Below are 25,090 nucleotides of genomic sequence, written 5' to 3' on the forward strand. Positions count from 1 at the left end.
GTTAGGAACAGCCCTCCTAACGCCGGGGCTGGCTTTGACCGCGCGCGCGGGCCAGGCGCCGGCCGAAATCAGCGTCGGCTATCAGCGCACGGGCGTCTTGGCTTTGCTGAAGCGCGACCGCACTCTGGAGCAGAGATTCAAACCGCAGAATATCAATATCTCTTGGGTCGAGTTCGCCTCGGGGCCGCCGCTGCTCCAGGCCCTCAACGTCGGGCACCTCGATTTCGGCGAAACCGGCGACACGCCGCCGATCTTCGCGCAGGCGGCGCAGGCCAATCTCGTCTATGTCGCGGCCGAACCGACTAACGGGCAGAACGAGGCGATTATCGTCTTGCCGGACTCGCCCATCAAATCGCTTTCTGATCTCAAGGGGAAGAAAGTCGGCTTCGTCAGGGGATCGTCGTCCAACAACGTCATTGTCGCGGCGCTCGAAAAGGCCGGGCTCTCCTTCAAGGACATCACCGCCGTCAATGTTTCGCCCGCCGACGGTGCGGTTGCCTTCGCGCAGAAGGCGATCGACGCCTGGGTTATCTGGGATCCCTACCTCGCGATCATCCAGAAACGTTTTGCGGCGCGTATTCTCGTGCATTCCGGAGACGTGTTGCAGTCGAACGGCTTTTTCCTTGCCAACCGCGACTTCGCCACGAACCACGCCGATCTCGTCCTCGCGGTTCTCGATGAGTTCAGAAAGAAATCCGACTGGGCGGCGAAACATCCCGATGTGGTCGCCGAGATTGTCGCCGAGGAAACCGGCGCCGACCGGGCTGCGATATTTACTTCGGTGCGCCGGGCGCGGTTCTCCGTTTCACCGCTGACGGACCAGATCATCGCCGAGCAACAAGCGACGGCGGATCGGTTCTATAAGCTTGGACTTATTCCGCGGCCGATCAAGATCAGCGACATCGTCTGGAAGAATCCGGGTTTTGCCGCGGCGAAATAGAACCTGCGGAAGTACTGTGTGGCGGCAATATCGCTACACGGACTATGGCCGTTACGGCGCCTATTTCGAAGAGGTTGAAGGCTCCCCCTTCACGCGATACCGAGCAAATGGCCGACATCGGCTTCACCCACAAATTTGACGCTTCGCCGCAGCCTGCGCCGGTTGTCGCCAAATATTGATTCTGAATAAAGAAATTTCGGGAATGAAGCCGGCGCTCGCGCCGGCTTTTCCTTGGAGGCAGTGCTGTCTCCCGCGAGCGATACTACGACAACTTCGTTGCGCCGATGTCACACTGCGGTAAAGCTTGCGATTGTAGCCTAGAAATAATTCCTAAAAATCAGATGCATGAAAGTATAAAAAACCAATAATCTATTTATTTCAGAATAATACTTCCTTTTCGCGCTGTTATTGACCGTATAGGCCAGCGTTTAAGCTGATTCAGCAATAGACACTATTTAACATTGCTGCTACCAAACCATAAATCCAGTAAACTCATAGTGTTTATGGATTTCAGAAGCCGCGGTGGGGCGGAGCGTCCGGTTTCGGGCCTTCGCAGCGGCTTTCAAAAATTACTGGGTGATGGGGGACAGGATGAAAGTTCTTTTGTGGCCGCGCGGCCATGCGCAGCGTCGCGCGCAATGGAGTCAAACGTTGATGGGCAGTGCGTTGGCGAGCTCGCTTGCACTTCTCGCTTCGGGGCCAGTATTGGCGCAAGGGGCGACTGGCGCCGCCACGCCCGGTGCGGCTTCGACGAAGCACCATGCCGGAAAGCATCCTGCGGCGACGGCGAGTCGTAAGACGCCTACTTCCGCTTTTCGGGCGACCGCTCCGGCGCCAACCGCGGCTTCCTCCACGCAGGTTTCCGATGTCGTCGTCGTGGCACGCGACCGTGCGGAGAAGGCGCAGAACGTTCCGCTGCCGATTTCCGTCGTGGGTGGCAAGACGGCCGATCGCGAGCATATCGATCGCCTCCAGGATTTCACTGAGAAGGTGCCAAACTTCCTGGTCTTCGCCGAGAATCCGCGTGTATCGCTAGTCACCATCCGTGGCGTCGGCGGCACGCCGAGCACCGACGGCGCCGAATCGGGCGTCGGCGTGATCGTTGATGGCGTTTTCCTCACCCACATCGGCTTCGTCTGGCTCGATTACGTCGATCTCCAGGACGTTGAGGTCGTCCGCGGCCCGCAAGGCACGCTGCTCGGCAAGAACACGACCGTCGGCGCAGTCATCGTCAATACACAATTGCCGAGCTTCGCGCGCCAGACGAGCATCGAGACGACGGTCGGCAATTACGGCCATGCGCAGGTCAAGATCAATACGACCGGGCCGATCAGCGATACGCTCGCCTATCGCGTGACGTTCTATGGCGACAGGACGAACGGCTACACGGAAAACCTGTACAATGGCGAGGGGATACTCAACAGCAACCGCTTTGGCGTGCGCGGCCAGTTGCTATGGACGCCCACCGCGCAATTCAGCGACCGCCTGATCGTCGAACATTATCAAACGCACGAGATCAACAACTACAGTCCGCCCGCGGTCGATCCTGCTGGGAACTGGACCAAGCTTCTTGAAGGCGTCTTCCACTATACGCCCAGCTTCAACATCTGGGGTCCCGCCGACCAGGATACGCTCGGTGCCGCGAATCAAAGAATCGAGGGCATTTCCAACACCATCAACTGGCAGGTTCTCGGCGATCATGAGCTGACGGCGATTTCCGCCTGGCGGCAACTCCATTTCGTGCCGCAGAACGATGGCGACGCATCGCCGTTTCCCATCTGGTCTGGTCCGGCCTTTGACGTGGGCGTCAATCAATATTCGCAGGAGATCAGGCTCGCCTCGCCGACGAACCAGAAGCTCCAATATACGCTCGGCTTCTATGGCTTGCGCGAGCAGGTCTGGAGCACCAACAACGAAGATTTTTATCAAGACGCGGCGGAGTTCTTCGGCCCCGCGCTCGTGGGAGTGCCGGCGTATGAAACGCATCCCGGATTATACACCCTGAACGGTTCATATACTCAAGCTGGTAAGGCCTTCACGACAAGCCTCGCGGGCTTCGGCCAGGCCACTTATCATGTGACCGACAAGTTCGACATCACCGGCGGCTTCCGGGATACACAGGAGTGGAAGGACGGCTCGGATGCGTTGGCCTATAATGGCACCGGTACGCTTGGTGTGCCACTTGCCGGCGCTCTTGGTGGCCTCGGATATGTTAGCGGATCGCAGGCGAATAATGCCATCGGTTGGCTCTTCAACCCGTCTTACAAATTCAACGAACATATCCTGACCTACTTCTCGGTCGCGCAGGGCGAGAAATCGGGCGCGATCAATACCGCGGCAAACGGGAAAACCATCCCGCTGTTCGTCGGGCCCGAGCACGCGACCGATTTCGAGCTTGGTACCAAGACAAACTGGTTCGATAATCGGGTCCAGTTCAACGTCAATCTCTACTGGAGCGAGATCAGGGATTTTCAAGGTACTGCCTTGATCAGTACGGGAGCGACCGCGACTGCCGCTTTGACCAATATCCCGCTCGTGCGCGAGCGCGGTGTCGAGGTCGAAGGCCGGGCGAGCCCGATCGAGAATCTGTGGATCACCTATAGCGGCGACTTCAACGACGCGCGTTACGTCTCGTATTCAAACGCGCCAGCGCCGATAGAGACCGGTCTATCGTCCATCGACCTCTCCGGAAAGCAGATCATTGGGGCGCCACGTTACAGTGTGCAAGGCGGCCTCTATTACGAGCATCCCCTTGGGCCGGCCTTTAGCACGCTCGGCTACCGCCAAGGCATCACCGGGTTCGCCTGGGTCAACGAAAATTGGCGCAGCACAGTCAATGTTGCCAACTATTCGGTCTATACTTGGCAACACGGCTTTGCTTTGACCAATCTCGGCATTGGCTTCCACACCGACGACAATATCTTCTCGGCGCAGCTTTGGGCGCGCAATCTGCTCGATTACCGTTACGTGGTGGCATACGCCCCGGGGACGGTGCTCTCGCCCTACCAAGCCTATCTCGGCGACCCGCGGACCTTCGGGTTGACCCTGAAAACCGTATTCTAACACCTGCTGGCCGCCGCGACATTGTCGCGGCGGCCAGACATTTTATGGAGGTTGATGTGACGAGTGCTGCACCTAGACAAATCCGCCTTGGCGCCTTCTTGCAAAGCGTCGGACACCATCTTGCCGCCTGGCGTCATCCGGATGTCGATCCGCGCAATGCCATCAGCCTCGATCATTTCAAGAACCTTGCGCGCATAGCCGAGCGCGGCAAGTTCGACGCGATCTTCTTCGCCGACGGCCTTGGTTTGCCGCCAGCCCCGGCGGCGCTCCTCGCCAAAGGCGCGCCCATCCATTATTTCGATCCCTTGCTGCTACAGGCGGTACTCTCGACCGTGACGGAGAGGATCGGTCTCGCGGCGACGGTTTCTACGAGCTATCTGCCGCCGTTTCATCTGGCGCGGAAATTCGCGGCGCTGGATCATCTATCGAACGGGCGCGCCGCGTGGAACCTCGTCACCTCCGGCACGGATTTCGAGGCTGCCAATTTCGGCCTCCCCGAGCAGGTCGGACACCATGAGCGTTATGCGCGGGCGCGTGAATATGTCGATGTCGTGCGCAAACTTTGGGACAGCTTCGAAGACGACGCGTTCATCTTCGATCAGGCGGCCGGCAAATATTTCGACCCCGCCAAGCTCCACGTCGCCGATCACAAGGGCGAACATTATTCGGTTCGCGGCCCGCTGGCCGTTGGGCGTCCGCCGCAAGGCTATCCCGTACTCGTGCAGGCAGGTTCCTCCGACGACGGGCAGGAGCTTGCCGCCGCCACGGCGGAGGTCGTGTTCACTGCGCAGCAGACACTGGCGGACGCCCAGGCGTTCTACAAAGGCTTGAAGGAACGCGCTGCCCGCTATGGCCGCGCCCCGGGCAGCATTCTCGTCTTCCCCGGCATTCAGCCGATCATCGGACGGACGCAGCAAGAGGCGGAAGACAAGTTAGGTCAGTTGCAGTCACTTCTCGATCCGGTGCTCAGCATTGGCCTCTTGTCTGCTTTTCTAAACCGGGATCTGTCGACTTATCCGATCGACGGCCCGTTGCCCAACCTGCTTTCGACGGAAGGTTGGCAGAGCCGGCAGCAGCTCTTCGTCGATCTCGCGCGGCGTGAGAACCTCAGCATTCGCCAACTGGCGCTCAGGATTGCCGGCGGTCGCGGCCACAAAACTCTGATCGGGACGCCGCAATCGATCGCCGACACGCTCGAGGAATGGTTCACGCAAGGCGCGGCGGACGGATTCAATATTCTCCCGCCCGTATTCCCGTTCGGACTTGGGGAATTCACCGATCTGGTAATTCCCGAATTGCGCCGTCGCGGTCTGTTCCGCACGGAGTATGAAGGAAAGACGTTGCGCGAAAATCTCGGTCTGACGCGCCCGCTCAACTCTTATACGAAGAATGCGGACGGTACGGTCGCCGCTTGAATCCGGTAACGACGTCATTGCGAGTTCCTGAGGCGAAGCAATTCTATCTTTCGATTGCTTCACTGCTCGTGACGCATGATTGCCGGTCGTGACTCTAAGGCAGAGCAGGGCGATAGCGACGTGAATGCGTTGACCAAAGAGGACCAGAGGCCGATTCCGGCGAGTGCGATTGCCGCGGTCAAACCCGCGGCCACTGTGCCGAGCGCACGGCGGCGGCCGCGTTTCCTCAGCCTGGGTGTGCTGACACGTTATCTCTCGCCCGTGTTGCTGATCGTCGTGTGGCAGGTCGCCTGCAGCACAGGATTGCTTTCCACGCGCCTCATGGCCTCGCCGGTGCAAATCATCGCCGAGGCCTGGTCGCTGACGCTGGACGGCACGCTGCCCTCCAATCTGGGCGTCTCGCTCGGCCGTGCCGGCGCGGGGCTGGCCATCGCCATTCTTGCAGGAGTCAGTCTCGCGCTTATCGCCGGCCTGTCGCGGATCGGTGAGGATGTCATAGATGCGCCGTTACAGATTATGCGGACGCTGCCGGCGCTGGCGCTGGTGCCGCTCTTCATCCTTTGGTTCGGAATCGGCGAGGCTCCGAAAATCATCATGGTGGCGCTCGGTTCGACCTTTCCGATCTACCTTAATCTTCACAAAGGCATCCGGTCGATCGATCCGAAACTGCTGGAAATGGCGTGCACGCTCGGCCTGACGCGCGTGCAAACCATCCGCGAAGTCATTCTGCCCGGCGCGCTGCCGGATTTTCTCGTCGGCCTGCGCTTTGCCGTCGGCATCTCCTGGCTCATGCTCGTCGTGGCCGAACAGGTGAATGCCGACAGCGGCATCGGCCACATGATGATCGATGCCGAGGATTTCATGCGCACGGATATCATCCTCGTCGGCCTTCTCGTCTATGGACTGCTCGGGCTCGTCTCCGACCAGATCGTACGCCAGCTCGAAAGCGCGCTGCTTTCGTGGCGCCCGTCCAACCGGCCGAGCCGTTCCAGATGAGCGCCCCGCGCTGGGCCGGGTCCGCGGCAGGCGAGAATGCCGCCGTCGTCATCGCCGGATTGACAAAGCGCTTCGGCGAAACGCCTGCGGTGCTCGACCGGCTCGATCTTGCTATCGGCAAGGGGGAGTTTGTCGCTTTGCTGGGCCACAGCGGTTCGGGCAAATCGACTCTCGTCCGCACTCTGGCGAAGCTCGATCCCGTGGTCGAGGGGCGTGTGGAACAGCCGTCCAATGTCTCGGTGGTCTTCCAGGAAAGCCGGTTGCTGCCGTGGAAGCGCGTTTGGGAGAACGTCGTGCTTGGGCAGAATCCGCGGGATGCGCATGCTCGGGCGCTCGCGGTTCTTCAAGAGGTCGGACTGAGTCATCGGCCGGATGCCTGGCCGCTCACGCTTTCGGGCGGCGAGTCGCAGCGCGCGGCGCTCGCACGTGCTCTAATTCGCGAGCCTGATTTTCTGATCCTCGACGAGCCGTTCGCCTCGCTCGATGCGCTGACACGCCTCAAGATGCAGCGTCTCGTCTCCGAGCTTTGGGCGCGGCATCATTGTTCGGTTCTTCTCGTTACGCATGATGTCGATGAGGCTCTGCTCCTCGCCGATCGCGCCGTCGTTCTGGAGCGGGGGCGTATCCGCACCGACCTCGAGATTCCGCTCGAACGCCCGCGCCGGCATTCCGATCCGCGATTTGAACAATTGCGCGCCACGCTCCTCGACGCCCTTGGCGTATGAACCTTCGCAGTTTTTCGCTCAATGGTCCGCGACTCCGGAGCCATCTGCGCATTTAACTAAAGCATACAAATGATTAGACTTTTGCCGCTAAAGGGCGCAGGCTTGAGCATCGCCGAGAGCTATGCAGCCGGGCGACAGAAGAGAGTGCTCCCGCCGATCTGAAGGGGAGCGTGCCATGTTTGGCAAATCTTTCGGCAATCTTCCGGCAGCGCTCACCTGAGAGGAAATGAAGCCTATGACCATGTCTGAGGCGCAGCGGGGGAAGTACGAAACCGCGACAAATGACACTCAGGATATCGTGACGCTCTCAAATCTGCTGCTGCGATTTGTAGAGGCGAATCCGGAAGAGCTCGTCGGCCAGGAGACGGCGCAAGAATGGGTGGCCTCCATGTGGAAGGTCAGAAACCCGGCCGCGAAGTTGAAGAAATCGCTCGATGAATTTCTGGCGGTTTTTGCGGACTTCGACGGGCCGGCCGTGGTTGCGCTGCGAGATGCCCTCGAACCGCTGACGAAATAGAATGCGGCTGTAGCGAAGCCGTTGCGGGAAAATCTGTGATTGAGTTTCCTTCGCTTGCATATGCCAATCAAATAACCTATGTTAAAAAAGTCGATAGACGGCCTGATGACTTGGCCTCGCACCCTATTGCGTGCTGTGCTGAATTCTTCTCTCCCGAAAAATGCGAATTCGACGCTCTGCGGGTTTCCCGCGGATGTGCTTAATCTATGTTTACGAAAGGGTTTCCCATGACGACGGGAACCGTGAAGTGGTTCAATGCCGATAAGGGCTATGGTTTCATTGCGCCGGATGATGGCGGCAAGGATGCTTTTGTCCATATCAGCGCCCTTGAGCGCGCCGGCATCAACAGTTTGCGTGAAGGCCAGAAGGTCGGATTCGACCTGACTTCCGATCAGAAGAGCGGCAAACTGTCCGCCAGCAATCTGAAGGTTTTGGCCTAATTTCGGCCTCGGACGCTTCGGAGAATCTTCGAAGCGTTCCGAATGTCTCTTCGCAGAATTAGATCGACCACGGATGTACTGGCGGTCTGCTCTGCGTCGAGGCAACCACGGAGGCTTCATACCTTATGATCATTGTTCATGCCTTCAAACGATGGAATCATCAGAAGGCCGAGTACGATTTCCCAAAATTCAAGGCAACCGCCGACGCAATAAAGGCGCGTCGGGGCGTGATCATCCCGGAAACCGAAGAAAAGGTTTCGGCCGATAAACTGGATTGGCAGGGACGATATGAGCCGGCGCGTTGGAGCGCGGCCAAAAGCGGTTAGCTACTTTGCCCGAATATCCACCTTGCATGCACTGGCGCCTGATTGATGCGCCTGCCCAAATGCTGGCGGCTCGATCGCCCCCAAGCGATGGCGCATTTGGCTGAAGTTCAAAATCCGGTCGTTGGCGTAAGCCATTCGCGGACCGTCGCGGAATCTCTTCGCAAGCATTTGAAAATAATGGTGCTGCAAGAGAGGATTGAACTCTCGACCTCTCCCTTACCAAGGGAGTGCTCTACCACTGAGCTACTGCAGCTAAGCACGATCCGGAAAATCGCGGATTTTCCGAAAAGGAATCATGCGGCGAACGAGAAGGTTCGCGCAGGATCACATCCGTCGGGCCGATTGCGCCGGATACGCTGACGGCCGGTCTGACGGTCGAAGCGCGGGCTATGTCGCACAGGCGGCGGCGATAGGCAAGACGGTCGATCAGGCCACGGTTTTTCCGTCCTCAGCCGAGCGGGCAAGTTCGACATTGAGAGCCGCGCCAACGAGGATGATCAGGACCGATACCCAGATCCAGGTCATGAAGCCGATGACGGCGCCAAGCGAGCCATAGACCCGGTCGTAGCTGTCGAAGGCCGAGACATACCACGAGAAGAGCAGCGAGGCACCGAGCCAGGCGAAAGTCGCCATCACGCTCCCCCAGGTGAACCAGCGCCATTTCGCGCCATAGCGGCTGGGTCCGACGCGGTAGATGACGTCGAGGGCGAGCGTGTCGACGACGAAGAGAATCGGCCAGCGCAGCCAGCCGAGCAGTTTGTCGAGCGAGGTATGAAAGCCGACGAAGTTCCATATGATCGGCAGAACGACGACGCCGGCGATGGCGAAGACCACGAAGACAAGGGCGGCGAAGGTCGCCGTCAGGGTTGTCGCATAGAAGAGCGGCAGGCTGCGCTTTTCCTTTTCGCCATAGACGACATTGAGCGCGTCGAAGAGCGCTGACATGCCGGAATTGGCGCTCCACAGCGCAATCGCGACGCTGATGAAGAAGGTGAGGCTCTGCACGCTGTTGCTGCGGCCCGCCACGCGCATGATCTGATCGCGGATGAGCCCGATCACGCTTTGCGGGAAGACGTCCTTCAGGAGATTGAGGTGGCTCGTGATCACATGCGGGTCGGCAAACATTCCGTAGAGCGAGACGATCGTTGCGATGGCCGGAAAAATGGCCATCAGCCCGAAGAAGGCCACGCTGCCGGAATTGGCGACCAGTCGGTTGCGGCTGACCGAAAGTATGACCCGGCGCACCAGATCGAAAGCGTCCGCGATTCGCGCCGGCAGGCCGGCGGCGCGCCGGGTGTCATCTCCGATGTGATCCAGTTTTGTCATGGGAGGGGAGAAATATCCTACTTCGGCTCTGGTATTCGTATGAGTGTCGCGTGCGCAAACGTCTGGACCTCGGCATCCGCTCTCTCGCGTGACGAAAATACTTTGCGTTACAGGACGCGCGGAAACCGATTGTTATCCTTCTGGCCGTTAGATTGGGCAGGAACCTGAGTTGAGCGTCAGTAATGACCGATCATATGCTCAAAAAAATGGAAGCTCCCGCTTTAGCCGCCGAGGGGCCGCTGGAGGATATTCAGCGCCGGGCCGAAGCCATCGTCAATCCGGCTTCTGGTCTCGCGAATGATTATCTAAATCTTTTCAACGAGATAGTCATGCTGATCGAGCAATTGCCGGCGATGCCGGAATTGATCGAGGATATCTTGAAGTGGCGCCCGGTCACCTATCAGTCCTATTTCTCCAAATCGATCCTGCCCGGGCGGGTTTCTGCGCTGGAAGCCTATGAGAAGCTCGACCTTACTTTCCGTAAGGATTTTGAATCCGTCGTTGCCGATCTGGATCGCCGTGCCGTCGGTGCTGCTGTTGCGATCCGGCGTCAGTACAAGAAGGATACTGACACGTCTTCGCCGGTGATGTCCGAGCTTTGCGAGCGCGTCGGCCAAGCCCTGCGCGAGATACTGTTGACGGCAAGCGACCTCGTCAATCATGGCCGCCGCACCCAGCGGGAGACGGAGCAGGAACGCGCTGACCGCCTGATCTACGGCGCGCACCGCCGCACCGCCTAGCCCCGGCTTGACGGGAGCCGGCAGTTCCTTACCTGTCCGATCCAGCGCCATAGATTGGACCGTCACCTTGGCTTCCACCCTTATGCTCGACGCCGATGCGGCTGGCATTGCCGCGGCAGCGCAAATTCTCCGCGCCGGCGGCCTTGTGGCATTTCCGACGGAAACGGTCTTCGGCCTTGGCGCCGACGCGACCTCGAATGAGGCCGTCGCGAAAATCTATGCCGCCAAGGGGCGCCCGTCCTTCAATCCGCTGATCGCCCATGTGCCGAACCGCGCCGCGGCGGAAAAGCAGGGTCTTTTTTCGGCCAAGGCCGCGAAGCTGGCAGCAGCCTTCTGGCCGGGGCCGTTGACCCTCGTCCTGCCGCTCGCACCGTCTGCGACGGTCTGCGATCTTGCCCGCGCGGGGCTCGACTCCGTCGCGCTGCGGGTGCCCTCACATCCGCTCGCGCGGCAGCTTCTGGCGGCGGCGGGTATTCCGCTCGCGGCGCCTTCGGCCAATCCCTCCGGCCGCGTCAGCGCCGTCACGGCGGCGCATGTGCGCGAGGATTTCGACGGGCGGATCGACGCGATCATCGACGGCGCGGTCGAGGTGGGCCTTGAATCGACGATTGTCTCCTGTCTTGCGGAGCAGCCGGCGCTGCTGCGGCCGGGCGGCGTGCTGCGCGCGGCGATCGAGGCTGTGCTCGGCGAAAAACTCGCCGAGGCGGGAAGCGGCGGGGCGATCCGCGCTCCCGGCATGCTCGCTGCGCATTATGCGCCGCGTGCCCGGCTGCGGCGCGATGCGATGCGATTGGAGCCGGGCGAAGCGGGGCTCGATTTCGGCGGCCGCTTTCCGGCGGGCGCACATGTCCTCGATCTTTCGCCCGCAGGCGACCTCGCCGAAGCGGCGGCGCATCTCTTTGGCTATTTGCGCGTTCTCGACGCGCATCATGCTGCGATTGCTGTCGCTCCGATCCCGGAGGAAGGGCTGGGCGAGGCGATCAACGACCGCCTGCGCCGCGCGGCTGTGCGCTAGACGACCTTGCCGGGATTCAAAATATCCTTCGGGTCGAGCGTCTTCTTCAGGGTCCGCATCAGATCGAGCGCGACCGGGTCTTTGACGCCGGGCAGGAGGCCACGTTTCATCTGGCCGATGCCATGCTCGGCAGAGATCGAGCCGTGATATTTCGCGACAATGCCATGGACGAGGGCATTGATCTCGTCCCAACGCGCCAGAAATGTGGCTTTGTCCGCGCCGACAGGCTGCGAGACATTGCAATGAATGTTGCCGTCGCCGAGATGGCCGAAGGCGACGAGCCGCGCGCCGGGGATGCGCGCCGTCACTGCCGCTTCGACCTCGCGCAAAAAGGCAGGCACCGCCGCGATCGGCACCGAAATGTCGTGCTTGATCGAGCCGCCCTCGTTCACCTGCACGTCGGGAATCTTCAGCCTGATATGCCAGAGAACTTTGCGCGATGCCGGCGCAGTCGCGGTCCGCGCCTCGGCGATGATCTCTCGCGCCCGCGCGGCGTCGAGCAATTCATCGACGCGCTCGGCAAGGCCGATGCCCTGGCTGGTGAATTCGAGCAGCGCGTAATAGGGATACGGCGCGGGGAGGGGATCGACGGCAGCCGCATCATTCTTCAGGACAAAATCGAAGGCGATGCGCGGCAGCAGCTCGAAGGTCTTGAGTTCCGCGCTGACCTTGTCCTGTGCCAGGCTCAGGAGCTGCAAAGCCCTGTCGAGATCGGCGAGGCCGACCAAGGCGGTGACGGTCGCGTGCGGCTTGGGGAACAGCTTCAGCACCGCGGCGGTGATGACGCCGAGGGTGCCCTCGGAGCCGATGAAAAGGTTCTTCAGGTCATAGCCCGTGTTGTTCTTCTTGAGCTTCGAAAGATCGTTGAGCACTCGCCCGTCGGCGAGCACGACTTCGATGCCCAGCACCAGATCGCGCGCGACGCCAAACGCAATGGCAGCCGAGCCGCCCGCATTGGTGGCGAGATTGCCGCCGATGGTGCAGGCGGGCGCGGCGTTGAGCGCGAGCGGAAAGTAGCGGCCAGCCGCCTCGGCCGCGGCGCGCACGTCCTTAAGGGTCATGCCGGCTTCGACGGTAAGCGTGTTCGACAGAATATCGATCTCGCGCAGCCGGTTCATGCGCGTAAGCGAGAGAACGATCTCGTCGCCGCCCTCGGACGGAGTCTGGCCGCCAACAAGTCCGGTATTGCCGCCCTGTGGCACGATCTTGATGCCGGCGGCGTTGCAGAGGGTCACGATGTCCGCGACTTCCGCCGTCGATCCGGGCAGGACGATGCTGCGCGCGCGTCCATGATAAAGGTTGCGCGGCTCGCTCAGATAACTGGCCATGAGGCCGGGATCTGTAATCACATGCTCGGCGCCGACGATGCTCGCGAAATGTGCCAGCAGGTCGTCCGTCGCAGCCGGTATGGAGGGCGTGGCGCGGCTCATGCGATCTTTTAAAGCAGACTGACGCCGCGCGCGACTGGACAATTAGCCCGGCTACCGATCCGATGCTGTTCGGATTGGTCCGAAAACCGCTTCGCACTTTTCGGTCCGATGCTCTTAGCCCAGCAGGCGGCGCGGGCGGCGGGCCTTAGTGCGGCGGAAGATGCCGACGATTTCGAGATGCGGCGAATAGCGGAACTGGTCGATGGGCGTGACGCTCTCCAGCGCATAGCCGCCGGCAGTCAGCAGCGCCGCGTCGCGGCAGAAGCTCTGGATGTTGCAGGAGACGGCCGCGACCAGCGGCACGGCGGAGGCGGCGAGGGTACGGGCTTGCGCCTCCGCTCCGGCACGCGGCGGATCGAAGACGACGGCATCGAAGGCGTTCAATTCCGCAATGGCGAGCGGGCGGACGAAGAGATCGCGCGTCTCGACCGTCACATCCAGCAAGCCGGGCGTCGAACGCGCGGCTTTGGCCAGCGCCTCGAGCTCCGCGCCCTCGCTGTCCACGGCATGGACACGCGCCTTTTCGGCCAGACGCAGGCTGAAGGTGCCGAGACCGGCGAAGAGATCGGCGATGCGGCGTGCTCCGGCAAGCGCAGCACAGACCTTATCTGCCAGCGCCTCCTCGCCCGCCTGGGTCGCCTGCAGAAAGGCACCGGGGGGCGGCGCGACCTCCGCCCGGCCGATCCGCAGCAATGGCGCGCGACGCTCGATGACGCGGGCGCCGTGGTTCGCGATGCGAGCAAGGTCTTCGCTCTCCGCGACGCGGGTCAACGCCCGCGTCTCCCGCGGGTCGAGCGGGCCGTGACCGCGCAGATCGATGTCGAGGCCGGTGAGCGTCGCGGTGACGGCGATGTCGAGTGGCTTGCGCGCGGCGCCGAGCGCGGCTGCGAGTTTATGGGCGATCGCGGGCGCGCCCTGCATCGCCGGCGCGAGGATGGGGCAAGCGTCGAGGTCGATCACCTCATGCGCCCGCGCCTGCATGAAACCGACTTTGGCCGGGCCGCTGGCCGCGAAACGCGCGTGAAAGGTCGCGCGACGGCGCCCAAGGCCGTGCGCGTCGACAAGCGGACCGACCAGAGCGGGATCTGAATCGAGCGGCGAAAGCCCAGCGTGGCGCAAGGCATCGAGCAGAAGCCCGCGCTTCCAATCGGCATAGGTGGCGGGCGCTAGGGTCTGCACGGCGCAGCCGCCGCAAATGCCGTAATAGGGGCAGAAGGGCGCGATGCGGTCAGAGCTTGGCTGAAGGATTTCCACGAGCAGGCCGCGCTCGCCCGCGACCTCCGCCAGAACGATTTCGCCCGCCAGCGCATGGGGCACGTAAACCGGCCCTTTCGCGGTGCGGGCGATGCCTTCGCCGCGCTGGCCGAGACGTTCGATGCGAAGCTCTTCCATCAGGACCGCGCCGCGCCGAGGAGAAATTCGCGATTGCCGTCGCCGCCAGCGATCGGCGAGGGGATCACGCCGGAGACTTGCCAGCCGGCCGTGCGACATAAGTCCGCGATCTCGTCGCAGGCGCGCGCCCGCGCGGCTTCGTCCTTGACGAGGCCTTTGACGACGAAAGCCGGGCCGGCCTCGAATTGCGGCTTGATGAGGCAGACGAGCTTTGCAGCGCGTGCAACGACACTAAAAACATGCGGCAGAACAAGCTTCAACGAGATGAAGCTCAGATCGCAGGTGATGAAATTCGGCGGCTCACGGAAATCGGCGCAAGTCAGCTTTCGGGCATCAAGTCCTTCCCGCGCGGCGACGCGCGAATCGGCGCGCAACCGGTCATGCAATTGGCCGTGGCCGACATCGACGGCATAGACCTTTGCCGCGCCGCGCGTCAGCAGCACCTCGGTAAAGCCGCCGGTCGAGGCGCCGAGATCGAGACAGACGGCGCCTTTGGGCTCGAAGCCGAAAGCCTCGAGCGCGGCTTCGAGCTTGACGCCGCCGCGCGAGACCCAGGGATAAAGCGGCGTCGCCGCGATCTCGGCGGTTTCCGTGACGGGTTCCGAAGCTTTGCGCAAAATCCGGCCGTCGATCGTGACGCAGCCGGCGGCAATCGCCTCCTGCGCCTTGGCGCGGCTCGGGAACAGGCCGCGAGCGACGAGGGCGAGATCGGCACGTTGGTTGGGCATGGAGGGTTCCTAGCACCCGCCGCCCCACCTATCCAGCCGTCAGGCCGGAAAGCAGCGGCCGAAAGCGATGAGCAGCCGCGGTGAACCTTTCATGCGGATGCGACGCATCAGCAGGGCAAATGGGAGCCCCGCCTCCTTGCGCAGAAAGCGGAGCCAGGTCTCGCTATCTGCCGTCACGCTGAGATCGGCGTCGCCCTCGTGGCCTTGGATAACCCGCAACTTTTTGTCGGCGATTACGACGGTCGCCTTCACCTCTTCGCGCCCCGTAAAGGTGAAATGGTAGGTCGCGTTCAAATCCTTGGCGCGCCCGCGTTGGAAGACGAGTGGCATACCACTCAGAAAGCCGCGGATTGATGTCTGGCGCGGCAGACCGCTCGCGACGCGTTTGACCGTCTTGTGCGGGAAATGGCGCGGAACATAAGCCTCGGCGTCAGAATTTTGCGCCACATAGACAGTCTCCTGTTTGGCGCGCAGCGGCTCGACAATCGCCTTATTGAAGCCGATGCGGTCAGCGAGGAAAGGTCCGATGACATCCTCGCCTGCCGGGCAGACGGAAAGGCAATAGGCCGCCTTATAATTGGCACCGAAGGAAAGGCTCTGCCACATCGAGATGGTTTCGGAATCCGAGACCTTGCGGCGATAATCCTTGGCGCTGTGCGCATCGGCCATTGTCTCGACCCAATCGCCGAAGCCGCCCATGAACTCGCGATAATTATGCGTGTAACAAGCCTGGAAATTGAAGGCGCCGTCGGGGCTGATGGCGCCGGTCGGGCAGGCCGCGACGCAGAGCTTGCAGGACAGGCACGGATTGTAATCGAGCGGCTGGCCGTAAGCCGAAATCTCGGTGCCGACGAGAATGGTGCCGAGCAGGATGAAATTGCCGAATTTGGGATGAATGACATTGCGATGGATACCCATCCGGCCGAGCCCCGCCGCGACGGCAACGGGCTTGTGCGAGACGACCCACATCTTGTCGCTACCCCAGCGGTCTGCCTCCATTGGAAAGCCGACCGGAGCGCCGTTGCGGGCGACGATACCCAAATCCTGAAGCACCGAAACGATGTGACGCGCGGTATCATTGATCTCATCGCCGCTGCGGTGAAACTCAACATTGGCGATGGAGCGTGCAGGCGTCCGGATATTCTCGCGGTTCATCCGGCAGACGAAGCTGATCATGGCTTTTGTTGCCGCGAAGGCGCCGATGATTTCGGCTTTCTGCGCGGCGATGTCCGGGCTTTCGATCGCGACAAAGCCGACATCGTCTGCGCCCGCTTCGAGGCAGAGGTTCCGCAGCCAGTCAGCATCGATAACGCTGGGCGCCTCGGGCGAGGTGCCGGCGGCGGCACGGGCGCGCATCGTCTGCACGGTCGGATGTTCGGCGAACGTCGTCATAGTGCGCCTCCGGAATGAAGTTGTCTTCGTTACGCCCTGGCCGTGACACGCTTCGTTTTGCGTTCGATCCCCGAGCCACGACGTAGCAGGTCGAACGCCATGATGTGGCTCGCGCCGGAAATGCCGACGCCGTAGAGCACTATCAGTGCCATGGGCAGCGTTTGGATGGCGGACATGCGGGGATCGTTGAGAAGGAAGAAGGTCAGTCCCGTGCCCACCGCCAGGACAAAATCAGCGAACCCAAAGATGTGGAAGGCTAAGTACCGGTTGCGACTCTCGGGCAGCAGCAAAACGCCTAGGGCCAGAAACCCCGCGATAAAGTCCCCCCAGCCGGCATTCTGAACAAAGGTTTCCGGCAGGAGGTTATGCGCCCCGTACCAGAAAAAAAGCAGCGCGGCTCCAATGCGCCAGATATGAAACGCCGTTAACGGCCGCAGCCCGATGGCTTCGATGTACGCGCGGAAACCATCGGATATCGCGTAGACAATAATGGGCACCACGATGCCCAGAGCAATAATGGGAGCGAGCAACAGCGGGGGCAGGGCACGATAGACTCCCGTCTCGGCCGCAATGGCGACGGCCAAGCCTCAGATGCCGAGCACTACAAGCAAGACACGCGTCCCGCGGCGCTTGCGAACTTCAAGTTCCTGATTCATGATTCACCTCCATTTATCTGTAACTACAGATATCGAAATGCAGGGCGGCCTCAGACTAAGGCGACTTCAACAGCGCCCGCTTTCTATGAAAGCCGTCACTGCGCATCTCAAGGAACGATATTAACTGTATATACAGCTAATATATCCGGAGTCAAGCGCGAGGGCCTATGCGCGGTGTCGCGTTAGCTTTGCTGCAATTGCTGCATATGCAGTGATATGTTCGAGCTTAAAGAAAAATGGTAAGATCGGAATGGATCATGAGTAAATCACTGGCCGCCCGAGAAATCGCCAATTGTACCTGCTTGCGCTTGCGCAAGACGGCGCGCCGCGTCACGCAAATATATGACCGAATGCTGGAGCCGGCGGGGCTGACTCTCACGCAATTCAGCCTTCTCGCGCATCTCTACGCGGGGGATGAACTCTCGGTCGGCGATTTGGCGGAGGCGTTGGACACGGATCCCACGACCCTGACGCGTAACCTGAAACCGCTGATCGAACGTCAGCTTGTGAGTGTCAACCAGGACGAAGACGATCGGCGCCGCCGCGCAATTGTGCTCACGGCGACGGGGAGAGCCTTATTGCCCGTTGCTTACCCCTTGTGGCGCAAGGCACAAACCCATCTGGCGCGTCTACTCGGCGAGAGTGAGACTGCCCGGCTCAATAAGGCACTCGATCGTTCGCTGGGCAAATTAACAGACACGACATGATAATTTGACACGCCGGCGGCGTAATCGCAGCGTTGACGTGGCCGCACTTTTGCGGCTTGCTGCGCCACCCAATTCACCCGGTATGGAAGACCCATGCTCCTGATCGTCGGTACAATACGAATTGCGCCCGAGCGTCTGGCCGAGGCAAGACCCGCCATGCGGAAAGTGATCGCGGCGAGCCGGAAAGAGGCAGGGTGCCTCGAATATGCCTATGCCGAGGACATTCAGGACCCCGGCCTCATTCACATCACCGAGCGATGGGCGAGCCAGGCGGCCTTCGACGACCATTTCGTCTCCGGCCACATCGCCGAATGGTGCGGCGCGTGGAAGAACCTCGGTATCTTTGAACGCAAACTGTCGATTTATGAGGTTGGCGAGCCGCAGGCGATTCCGCTGCGCGCGCAGGTCAAGATTGCCTGATATTTATTCGTGTGGTTGGACGTACGCGCGGCGTCAGGATCGCGTGGGGCGCTGAACGACGTTCGTCCAAAGACGGCGAAGACTTTCGACTCCGCCCGCCGTGGAGCTCCAGAGCGTCGTGTCGCTGACGAAAAGAGTGCCCGCGAAGACGCCCGGCCGCGACTGGAGAAGCGCGTCGAATTTCGAATGTCCGCTTTGGACAAAGGCATGCGGTGGCGCGGACAGATCGATCGGCTGCCGCGCCAGCACGTCCAGCTTGGAAACCGCGTCCCCGAGCCGTTCCAGATGCGGCAGGTGCGGATGCAGATTGAACGTCGGGACGCCCTCCAGGATGTTCAGCCGGTCGCGGTCCGGTTCGATCTCGATTGGCGCCGGCGACCCGTCCGGATTTTTGGCCGGGCGCAAACCGAACTGATTTTCGACGGGTACTCCGAGCCCCGCCAGAAGCGAGCGGGCGAGTCCGCCAAAGCGCTGCTCGGGCGGAATGGTCGGATCGCCGTGGTGATAAAAATCTTCTTCCTGAAGCCGCACAGTCTCGGCATGGGATGCGTGCTCAGCATGGCCGATGTCGTGATGCGGGCAGATGAAGACGAGATGGTCGGGGTCGTCGAGGAATGATTTCACCGCGCCGATTTCGGCGGCGCTCGCTTGCTGTCCGGTTCGCAATGAATCGAAGCTGATGACGATGAGCGTATCGATCTCGCTCAGCAGAATATCGTCGAGCGGCTTTTCCGCTCCGTCGTCGCCGACGCGCTCGATCTCGACCGGGCGATGCCCTGTCTGTGCGGCGGTCTGCTCGACAAAAGCCGCGAAGTTCAGCTTCATGACATGATCGAGAAAACCCGCGATGCCTTGATCGAACCCGGTCTCTTCTTCGAACCGGGGATAGAGCATCCGCCGCAGCTCGAAGAGAGCCGGAAAGCGGTTTTCAATGACGGAAAGCGGCGCGCTGGTTTCTGCCGGTCTGCTCCAAGCGTAATATAACGCGACCCTCCGACCCGTCATCTTCGGTCTTCCTTTCCTGACGCTTCAGCGACGATGCGCCGCCAAAGCTACAGGCCGTTACGGCCGCGCTGGGCGCGGCCGTGATGCGAGGGGACGTATCGCGTGGATCAGGCGATCAGCGCCCGTGCGGCCTCGTCCTCGCGACCGAGCGTCTCGAGCACCTTGGCGACAATGCCCTTCGCGTCGAGATGTGACTCGGCATACAGCTTCTCGGGCTTGTCGTGGTCGAGGAAGATATCCGGCAGCACCATCGAGCGCAGCTTGAGCGGCCGGCGGCCGTCAAGCAGACCTTTTTCCAGCAGCGCCTGCGTCACGAACGAGCCGAAGCCGCCGACCGAGCCTTCCTCAACCGTGATGAGAACCTCATGGTTGCGGGCGAGGCGGCTGACGAGATCGACATCGAGCGGTTTGGCGAAACGCGCATCGGCCACCGTGGTCGAGATGCCGTAGGCGGCGAGGTCTTCGGCCGCTTTCAGCGCCTCCGCGAGCCGGGTGCCGAGCGATAGGATCGCCACCTTGTTGCCCTCGCGCAGGATACGGCCTTTGCCCAAGGTCAGAACTTCGGGGTGCTCGGGCAGTTCGATGCCGACGCCTTCGCCGCGCGGAAAGCGGAAGGCGATCGGCCCCTCGCTATAGGCGACTGCCGTGTGCACCATATGCACGAGTTCGGCCTCGTCGGCGGCTGCCATGACCACCATGCCCGGCAGGATGCCGAGATAGGAGACATCAAAGGAGCCGGCATGGGTCGCGCCATCGGCGCCGACCAGACCGGCGCGGTCGACGGCGAAGCGCACCGGCAGCTTCTGGATCGCGACGTCATGGACGACCTGGTCATAGGCGCGCTGCAGGAAGGTCGAATAGATCGCGCAGAATGGCTTAAACCCTTCGCTCGCGAGGCCCGCGGCGAAGGTCACCGCATGTTGCTCGGCGATGCCGACATCGAAAGTCCGGTCAGGGAAAGCCTTCTCGAACACGTCAAGGCCGGTACCGGACGGCATGGCGGCGGTGATGGCGACGATCTTGTCGTCCTGCTGCGCCTCCTTCACCAGCGCGTCGGCGAAGACGCGGGTATAGGTCGGCGCATTGGCCTTGGGCTTCACCTGCGTGCCGGTCAGCACGTCGAACGTATTGACGGCGTGGTGCTTGTCCTTGGCGGCCTCGGCCGGGCCATAGCCCTTGCCCTTCTGCGTCACGACATGAACGAGAACCGGGCCACGGCCTTCCATGTCGCGGACGTTCTTCAGGATCGGCAAAAGCTGATCGAGGTTATGGCCGTCGATCGGCCCGACATAATAGATGCCGAGTTCCTCGAACATCGTCCCGCCCGCCCAGAAATTCCGTGCGAATTCCTCGGTCTTGCGGGCGCGGTCGTAGATGAACTTGGGCAGATGACGGCCGAGCTGCTTGGCCGCCTCGCGCACGGTGCGATAGGTGCCGCCGGAGACGAGCCGGGCGAGATAGGACGAGAGCGCGCCGGCGGGCGGGGCAATCGACATCTCGTTGTCGTTGAGGATGATGATGAGGCGCGAATGCATCGCGCCGGCATTGTTCATCGCCTCATAGGCCATGCCGGCCGACATGGCGCCATCGCCGATGACGGCCACGACATTCGTCGGCTTGTCGGCGAGCGTCGCGGCGACGGCCATGCCGAGGCCGGCCGAAATCGAGGTCGAGGAATGGCCTGCGCCGAACGGATCGTAGGGGCTTTCCGCGCGCTTGGTGAAGCCGGACAGGCCCTCGCCCTTGCGCAGGGTGCGGATGCGATCGCGGCGCTCGGTCAGGATCTTGTGCGGATAGGCCTGATGGCCGACATCCCAGATGATCCGGTCGTCCGGCGTATTGAAGACATAGTGCAGGGCGACGGTCAGCTCGATGACGCCGAGGCCGGCGCCGAGGTGGCCGCCGGTCACGGAAACGGCGTCGATCGTCTCGGTGCGTAATTCCTGCGCAACCTGGGCAAGGTCGGATTCGGGAAGTCGCCGCAAATCGGCCGGCGACTGGATCGCGTCCAGCAGCGGAGTCTTCGTGGGTGTCGTCACAGTTACCTCATTTCGAGAATTGTCATTAGCTTAGGCGTAGCTATTCGCGGTCAGCCTGAACATATATCAAAAGGGGCGGACCCAGCAATTTTGCCGAAAAAGAAGCAATCCTCCGTCGATAACAGGATTAACGCAGGCGACGACGCACAGGCCATGCGTGAAATACGCCAGGGCAGGTGATCCAAGCTTCTTCCTTAACAAGTGTGTCTTTCAGGTTACGGATTCAAAACCTTTAGGCGTCGAAGGAATGGCTTTGGCGGCCGCGCTCTGGAAAAGTCCGCGTCGAGGCTTAATTTGCGTATCGGAGCCGGACATGAGTCTTCCGACAGAAACCGCACCGATTTCCAGTCTGCCGGCCGCAGCCAGCGGCTGCGTCGAGCGGCTGCGCCATCGTTGGCCTTGGTTCGTCGCTTTGGGCGTTCTCGTCGCGGCAATGGGTGTTGCCGCTCTGGCCCTGGTCGTTTCCGCCACTATCGCCTCCGTCTATATCATCGCGTTTTTCATGGTCATCGCCGGCGGCGGGGAGATCGCTTTCGCTTTCGGCGCCCGGTCCTGGACCCGGTTCTTCCTCTGGGTCATCGCCGGGCTCGCCTATATCGTCGTTGCCGCCTTCGCGCTGGCCCAGCCCATCATGGCGGCGGCGGTGTTCACTTTGCTGCTCGGCATCGCGTTGTTCGTCACCGGGATCATCCGTATCTATGTCGGCACGCAGCTCAATAAAGACGTCCGCGGCATTGTGATCCTGGCCGGCATCGTCACGTCCGTGGTCGGTCTCGTCGTTCTAATCGGCTGGCCGGCCAATAGTTTCGTCATTCTCGGCGTGCTTCTCGGGCTCGATCTGCTGTTCTGGGGCGGGAGCTGGATCACCCTTGGCCTGCGCATGAAGGCGCGTTTGCTGGCTCTGCCACGCCACGCCTAGAGGCTGGAGCCGCTAAGGCCGCATTTTTAATCTCGCTCTAACCAAGACGAAAATGCACGTTCCGGCGGCGCTTGCGGTGATCTATGGATCATTCGACGTGGCCGCGCGGCCGGGTCAATTCGGGGACCGTTATGGCAAAGTGGGTCTATACGTTCGGCAACGGCGCCGCCGAGGGCGGCAGCCGGATGAGCGCGCTGCTCGGCGGCAAGGGCGCTAATCTCGCGGAAATGGCCAGCCTTGGGCTTCCCGTGCCGCCCGGCTTCACCATCACGACCGAGGTCTGCGCCTATTTTTACGCCCACGCCCAGAGCTATCCGCCGGAACTCGCCGTCGAGGTCGAGGCGGCGCTGAAGCATGTCGAGGAGATCGCCGGCCGCGCCTTTGGCGACGCACAGCGGCCGCTGCTCGTTTCCGTCCGCTCAGGCTCCCGCGCTTCGATGCCTGGCATGATGGATACGGTGCTGAACATCGGGCTCAACGATGCGACCGTGGATGCGCTCGCGGCCGACGCTGAAGACGCGCGCTTTGCCTATGATTCCTATCGCCGCTTCATCCAGATGTATTCGAGCATCGTGCTTGGTATCGGGCATCATCATTTCGAGGAACTGATCGAGGATTTCAAAGAGGCCAGGGAACTGACGCTCGACACCGATCTCTCGGCCGAGGATTGGCAAGAGGTCATCCGCGCCTTCAAGGCGAAGATCGCCGAGGTGCATGGCCATGCCTTTCCGCAGGCGCCGCGCGAACAGCTTTGGGGCGCCATCGGCGCCGTCTTCGGCTCCTGGAACAATCCGCGCGCGAAAATATACAGGCAGTTGCACAATATTCCCGAGAGCTGGGGCACGGCCGTCACCGTCCAGGCGATGGTCTTCGGCAATATGGGCGAGACCTCCGCGACGGGCGTTGCCTTCACCCGCAATCCCTCGACCGGCGCAAAGGAGCTCTATGGCGAGTTCCTGATCAACGCGCAGGGTGAGGATGTCGTCGCCGGGGTGCGGACGCCGCAGAATATCACCGAGGCCGCGCGCATCGGGGCGGGCTCTTCCCAGCCGTCGATGGAGACGGTGCTCCCTGAGGTCTTCTCCCAGTTCGTCGCGGTGGCAGCGCGGCTCGAGCGGCACTATCGCGACATCCAGGATGTCGAATTCACGGTCGAGCGCGGCAAGCTCTGGATGTTGCAGACGCGCGCCGGCAAGCGCACCGCCAGGGCGGCCCTGCGCGCTGCCGTCGAGATGGCGCGCGAAGGCTTGATCAGCGAGGCGGAGGCCGTGCGCCGCATCGATCCGGGCTCGCTCGATCAATTGCTGCACCCGACCGTCGCGCCGGAAGCGGAGCGTGATGTCATCGCCACCGGCCTGCCGGCCTCGCCGGGTGCGGCCACCGGCGAGATCGTCTTCAATGCCGACGAGGCCGAGCAATTGCGCAGCGCCGGGCGCAAGGTGATCCTGGTGCGCGTCGAGACCAGCCCTGAGGACATCCATGGGATGCATGCGTCCGAGGGGATTCTCACGTCACGCGGCGGCATGACCTCGCATGCCGCGGTCGTGGCGCGCGGCATGGGCAAGCCCTGCGTCACCGGCGCGGGCGCGATCCGCATCGATTCCGAACGCGGCATCCTCTCCGCCGGGAGCGCGACGTTGCGGCGAGGCGATATTCTGACGATCGATGGTGGCACCGGGCGCGTGATGGCCGGCGCGATCGAGAAGCAGCAGCCCGAGCTTTCGGGCGAGTTCGGCGTCATCATGCAATGGGCCGACAAACTGCGCCGCATGAGCGTGCGCGCCAATGCCGAGACGGAAGCGGATGCGGAAGCGGCGCGGCGCTTCGGCGCCGAGGGAATCGGCCTTTGCCGCACCGAGCATATGTTCTTCGAGGCGAGCCGCATCCGCGCCATGCGCGAGATGATCCTCGCCGATGACGAAAGGGGGCGCCGCGCCGCGCTCGCCAAACTGCTTCCTTATCAGCGCGACGATTTCGCCAAGCTGTTCACGATCATGTCCGGTTTGCCGGTGACGATCCGGCTGCTCGATCCGCCGCTGCACGAATTCCTGCCGCATACGGCGGAGGAGATCGCCGAAGTCGCCGCCGCGATGAATGTGACGGCGGAACATCTGCAGCATCGCGCCGAGGAATTGCGCGAATATAATCCCATGCTCGGATTTCGCGGCTGCCGGCTCGCCATCGCCTTTCCTGAAATCGCGGACATGCAGGCTCGGGCGATCTTCGAAGGCGCGATCGAGGCCAAGCGCAAGACCGGCGTGGCGCCGGAGCCGGAGATCATGGTTCCGCTGGTCGCGATGAAAGCCGAATTCGACGCTGTCAAGGCGATCATCGACCGCTGCGCGGAGGCGGTGACGGCGGCAACCGGCGAGACGATCGCTTACACGGTCGGAACCATGATCGAGCTGCCGCGCGCGGCGCTGGCGGCGGGAGAGATTGCCGAGAGCGCGGAATTCTTCTCGTTCGGCACCAACGATCTGACGCAGACGGCGCTCGGCATTTCGCGCGACGATGCCGGGACTTTCCTTGGCGTCTATATCGCCAAGGGGCTCGTCGCGCGCGATCCGTTCACGACGATCGACCAGCAGGGCGTTGGCGAACTCGTCGAGATCGCCACCGAGCGCGGCCGCAAGACACGGCCCTCGCTCAAGCTCGGCATTTGCGGCGAACATGGCGGCGATCCGGCCTCGATCGGCTTTTTCGAGAAGGCCGGCCTCGATTATATTTCGTGCTCGCCGTTCCGGGTGCCGATTGCACGATTGGCCGCGGCACAGGCCACAATCGGCGCTCTCGACGCCGAGGAAAATCCGTAAAATTTGGCTCAAATTGAAACGCCGCGATTCACCCGCCGCTAAACACCTCTTCAAGCTTAAACCGCGATAACCATAGGCAGCGACGG

The 25,090-nt window shown here is 61.8% G+C and carries 22 protein-coding genes and 1 tRNA gene; 14 read left to right on the plus strand and 9 right to left on the minus strand.

What is annotated here, in order from left to right; genetic code table 11:
- Positions 1 to 34 precede the first annotated feature (34 nt).
- From CWB41_RS11445 to CWB41_RS11480, 8 genes are all read left to right on the plus strand, one after another.
- Positions 35 to 940, plus strand: coding sequence for an aliphatic sulfonate ABC transporter substrate-binding protein (locus CWB41_RS11445; RefSeq protein ID WP_245441034.1), 906 nt, complete (start codon positions 35 to 37; stop codon positions 938 to 940).
- A 654-nt stretch (positions 941 to 1,594) separates the two neighbouring features.
- Positions 1,595 to 4,003 (plus strand): TonB-dependent receptor, encoded by a 2,409-nt coding sequence (locus CWB41_RS11450; protein ID WP_165204294.1) that lies wholly within the window; start codon positions 1,595 to 1,597, stop codon positions 4,001 to 4,003.
- A gap of 98 nt (positions 4,004 to 4,101) precedes the next feature.
- On the plus strand, positions 4,102 to 5,418 hold the full coding sequence (locus tag CWB41_RS11455) for an LLM class flavin-dependent oxidoreductase (RefSeq protein WP_245441038.1): 1,317 nt from the start codon (positions 4,102 to 4,104) through the stop codon (positions 5,416 to 5,418).
- A 120-nt stretch (positions 5,419 to 5,538) separates the two neighbouring features.
- Positions 5,539 to 6,414, plus strand: a complete 876-nt coding sequence (locus CWB41_RS11460; RefSeq protein WP_245441047.1) for an ABC transporter permease — start codon at positions 5,539 to 5,541, stop codon at positions 6,412 to 6,414.
- Positions 6,411 to 7,139 carry an ABC transporter ATP-binding protein gene (locus CWB41_RS11465; protein WP_115837085.1) on the plus strand — a complete coding sequence of 243 codons (729 nt, stop codon included), beginning with the start codon at positions 6,411 to 6,413 and terminating at the stop codon, positions 7,137 to 7,139. The genes CWB41_RS11460 and CWB41_RS11465 overlap by 4 nt, the downstream gene beginning before the upstream one ends.
- 235 nt (positions 7,140 to 7,374) lie before the next feature.
- Entirely contained in the window at positions 7,375 to 7,656 is a 282-nt protein-coding gene (locus CWB41_RS11470) for a hypothetical protein (protein ID WP_115836600.1), read from the plus strand.
- A 227-nt stretch (positions 7,657 to 7,883) separates the two neighbouring features.
- The gene (locus CWB41_RS11475; RefSeq protein ID WP_115836599.1) at positions 7,884 to 8,096 is read left to right on the plus strand and encodes a cold-shock protein; all 213 of its coding nucleotides are present in this window, start codon (positions 7,884 to 7,886) and stop codon (positions 8,094 to 8,096) included.
- 125 nt (positions 8,097 to 8,221) lie between these two features.
- Positions 8,222 to 8,422, plus strand: coding sequence for a hypothetical protein (locus CWB41_RS11480; RefSeq protein ID WP_115836598.1), 201 nt, complete (start codon positions 8,222 to 8,224; stop codon positions 8,420 to 8,422).
- A 178-nt stretch (positions 8,423 to 8,600) separates the two neighbouring features.
- Here CWB41_RS11480 and CWB41_RS11485 read toward each other — a convergent pair.
- Positions 8,601 to 8,675, minus strand: a tRNA-Thr gene (locus CWB41_RS11485).
- A 173-nt stretch (positions 8,676 to 8,848) separates the two neighbouring features.
- A complete protein-coding gene (locus tag CWB41_RS11490; protein WP_115836597.1) occupies positions 8,849 to 9,748 on the minus strand; it encodes a YihY/virulence factor BrkB family protein in 900 nt (299 codons plus the stop codon).
- A 182-nt stretch (positions 9,749 to 9,930) separates the two neighbouring features.
- Here CWB41_RS11490 and CWB41_RS11495 point away from each other — a divergent pair, with 182 nt between their 5' ends.
- Positions 9,931 to 10,488 carry a hypothetical protein gene (locus CWB41_RS11495; protein ID WP_245411273.1) on the plus strand — a complete coding sequence of 186 codons (558 nt, stop codon included), beginning with the start codon at positions 9,931 to 9,933 and terminating at the stop codon, positions 10,486 to 10,488.
- Positions 10,489 to 10,570: 82 nt separating this feature from the next.
- The gene (locus CWB41_RS11500) at positions 10,571 to 11,503 is read left to right on the plus strand and encodes an L-threonylcarbamoyladenylate synthase (protein ID WP_115836596.1); all 933 of its coding nucleotides are present in this window, start codon (positions 10,571 to 10,573) and stop codon (positions 11,501 to 11,503) included.
- Here the strand turns inward: CWB41_RS11500 and CWB41_RS11505 are convergent.
- From CWB41_RS11505 to CWB41_RS11525, 5 genes are all read right to left on the minus strand, one after another.
- Positions 11,500 to 12,933 (minus strand): FAD-binding oxidoreductase, encoded by a 1,434-nt coding sequence (locus CWB41_RS11505; protein ID WP_115836595.1) that lies wholly within the window; start codon positions 12,931 to 12,933, stop codon positions 11,500 to 11,502. The genes CWB41_RS11500 and CWB41_RS11505 overlap by 4 nt on opposite strands.
- Before the next feature lie 114 nt (positions 12,934 to 13,047).
- Positions 13,048 to 14,325 (minus strand): class I SAM-dependent RNA methyltransferase, encoded by a 1,278-nt coding sequence (locus CWB41_RS11510; RefSeq protein ID WP_115836594.1) that lies wholly within the window; start codon positions 14,323 to 14,325, stop codon positions 13,048 to 13,050.
- Positions 14,325 to 15,053, minus strand: coding sequence for a TlyA family RNA methyltransferase (locus CWB41_RS11515; protein WP_115836593.1), 729 nt, complete (start codon positions 15,051 to 15,053; stop codon positions 14,325 to 14,327). Before CWB41_RS11515 ends, CWB41_RS11510 begins: the two co-directional genes overlap by 1 nt.
- Before the next feature lie 39 nt (positions 15,054 to 15,092).
- Complete coding sequence (locus CWB41_RS11520; RefSeq protein WP_115836592.1) at positions 15,093 to 16,445, minus strand: SCP2 sterol-binding domain-containing protein; 1,353 nt, start codon at positions 16,443 to 16,445, stop codon at positions 15,093 to 15,095.
- 29 nt (positions 16,446 to 16,474) lie between these two features.
- The gene (locus CWB41_RS11525; protein WP_115836591.1) at positions 16,475 to 17,029 is read right to left on the minus strand and encodes a permease; all 555 of its coding nucleotides are present in this window, start codon (positions 17,027 to 17,029) and stop codon (positions 16,475 to 16,477) included.
- 329 nt (positions 17,030 to 17,358) lie between these two features.
- Here CWB41_RS11525 and CWB41_RS11530 point away from each other — a divergent pair, with 329 nt between their 5' ends.
- Positions 17,359 to 17,808 carry a MarR family winged helix-turn-helix transcriptional regulator gene (locus CWB41_RS11530; protein WP_115836590.1) on the plus strand — a complete coding sequence of 150 codons (450 nt, stop codon included), beginning with the start codon at positions 17,359 to 17,361 and terminating at the stop codon, positions 17,806 to 17,808.
- 93 nt (positions 17,809 to 17,901) lie between these two features.
- Entirely contained in the window at positions 17,902 to 18,228 is a 327-nt protein-coding gene (locus CWB41_RS11535) for a putative quinol monooxygenase (protein WP_115836589.1), read from the plus strand.
- A gap of 33 nt (positions 18,229 to 18,261) precedes the next feature.
- Here the strand turns inward: CWB41_RS11535 and CWB41_RS11540 are convergent, their stop codons facing one another.
- The gene (locus CWB41_RS11540; protein ID WP_115836588.1) at positions 18,262 to 19,233 is read right to left on the minus strand and encodes a hypothetical protein; all 972 of its coding nucleotides are present in this window, start codon (positions 19,231 to 19,233) and stop codon (positions 18,262 to 18,264) included.
- A gap of 107 nt (positions 19,234 to 19,340) precedes the next feature.
- The gene (dxs, locus tag CWB41_RS11545) at positions 19,341 to 21,272 is read right to left on the minus strand and encodes a 1-deoxy-D-xylulose-5-phosphate synthase (protein WP_115836587.1); all 1,932 of its coding nucleotides are present in this window, start codon (positions 21,270 to 21,272) and stop codon (positions 19,341 to 19,343) included.
- 313 nt (positions 21,273 to 21,585) lie between these two features.
- On the opposite strand from dxs, the gene CWB41_RS11550 reads away from it, so the two are divergent.
- Positions 21,586 to 22,191: an HdeD family acid-resistance protein gene (locus tag CWB41_RS11550; RefSeq protein WP_115836586.1), complete on the plus strand. Its 606-nt coding sequence runs from the start codon at positions 21,586 to 21,588 to the stop codon at positions 22,189 to 22,191.
- Between the two features lie 131 nt (positions 22,192 to 22,322).
- On the plus strand, positions 22,323 to 25,004 hold the full coding sequence (gene ppdK, locus CWB41_RS11555) for a pyruvate, phosphate dikinase (protein WP_115837083.1): 2,682 nt from the start codon (positions 22,323 to 22,325) through the stop codon (positions 25,002 to 25,004).
- Positions 25,005 to 25,090 lie beyond the last annotated feature (86 nt).

The organism is Methylovirgula ligni, from assembly GCF_004135935.1.
Classification (GTDB): domain Bacteria; phylum Pseudomonadota; class Alphaproteobacteria; order Rhizobiales; family Beijerinckiaceae; genus Methylovirgula; species Methylovirgula ligni.

What these genes read in the sequence shown, in the direction of transcription:
- CWB41_RS11480 (WP_115836598.1), top strand. Translation starts at nt 8,222, where the DNA reads ATGATCATTGTTCATGCCTTCAAACGATGGAATCATCAGAAGGCCGAG.
- CWB41_RS11535 (WP_115836589.1), top strand. Translation starts at nt 17,902, where the DNA reads ATGCTCCTGATCGTCGGTACAATACGAATTGCGCCCGAGCGTCTGGCC.
- CWB41_RS11465 (WP_115837085.1), top strand. Translation starts at nt 6,411, where the DNA reads ATGAGCGCCCCGCGCTGGGCCGGGTCCGCGGCAGGCGAGAATGCCGCC.
- CWB41_RS11505 (WP_115836595.1), bottom strand. Translation starts at nt 12,933, where the DNA reads ATGAGCCGCGCCACGCCCTCCATACCGGCTGCGACGGACGACCTGCTG.
- CWB41_RS11530 (WP_115836590.1), top strand. Translation starts at nt 17,359, where the DNA reads ATGAGTAAATCACTGGCCGCCCGAGAAATCGCCAATTGTACCTGCTTG.
- CWB41_RS11475 (WP_115836599.1), top strand. Translation starts at nt 7,884, where the DNA reads ATGACGACGGGAACCGTGAAGTGGTTCAATGCCGATAAGGGCTATGGT.
- CWB41_RS11550 (WP_115836586.1), top strand. Translation starts at nt 21,586, where the DNA reads ATGAGTCTTCCGACAGAAACCGCACCGATTTCCAGTCTGCCGGCCGCA.
- CWB41_RS11470 (WP_115836600.1), top strand. Translation starts at nt 7,375, where the DNA reads ATGACCATGTCTGAGGCGCAGCGGGGGAAGTACGAAACCGCGACAAAT.
- CWB41_RS11510 (WP_115836594.1), bottom strand. Translation starts at nt 14,325, where the DNA reads ATGGAAGAGCTTCGCATCGAACGTCTCGGCCAGCGCGGCGAAGGCATC.
- CWB41_RS11500 (WP_115836596.1), top strand. Translation starts at nt 10,571, where the DNA reads ATGCTCGACGCCGATGCGGCTGGCATTGCCGCGGCAGCGCAAATTCTC.
- ppdK (WP_115837083.1), top strand. Translation starts at nt 22,323, where the DNA reads ATGGCAAAGTGGGTCTATACGTTCGGCAACGGCGCCGCCGAGGGCGGC.
- CWB41_RS11520 (WP_115836592.1), bottom strand. Translation starts at nt 16,445, where the DNA reads ATGACGACGTTCGCCGAACATCCGACCGTGCAGACGATGCGCGCCCGT.
- CWB41_RS11450 (WP_165204294.1), top strand. Translation starts at nt 1,595, where the DNA reads ATGGGCAGTGCGTTGGCGAGCTCGCTTGCACTTCTCGCTTCGGGGCCA.
- CWB41_RS11515 (WP_115836593.1), bottom strand. Translation starts at nt 15,053, where the DNA reads ATGCCCAACCAACGTGCCGATCTCGCCCTCGTCGCTCGCGGCCTGTTC.
- CWB41_RS11495 (WP_245411273.1), top strand. Translation starts at nt 9,931, where the DNA reads ATGACCGATCATATGCTCAAAAAAATGGAAGCTCCCGCTTTAGCCGCC.
- CWB41_RS11490 (WP_115836597.1), bottom strand. Translation starts at nt 9,748, where the DNA reads ATGACAAAACTGGATCACATCGGAGATGACACCCGGCGCGCCGCCGGC.
- CWB41_RS11540 (WP_115836588.1), bottom strand. Translation starts at nt 19,233, where the DNA reads ATGACGGGTCGGAGGGTCGCGTTATATTACGCTTGGAGCAGACCGGCA.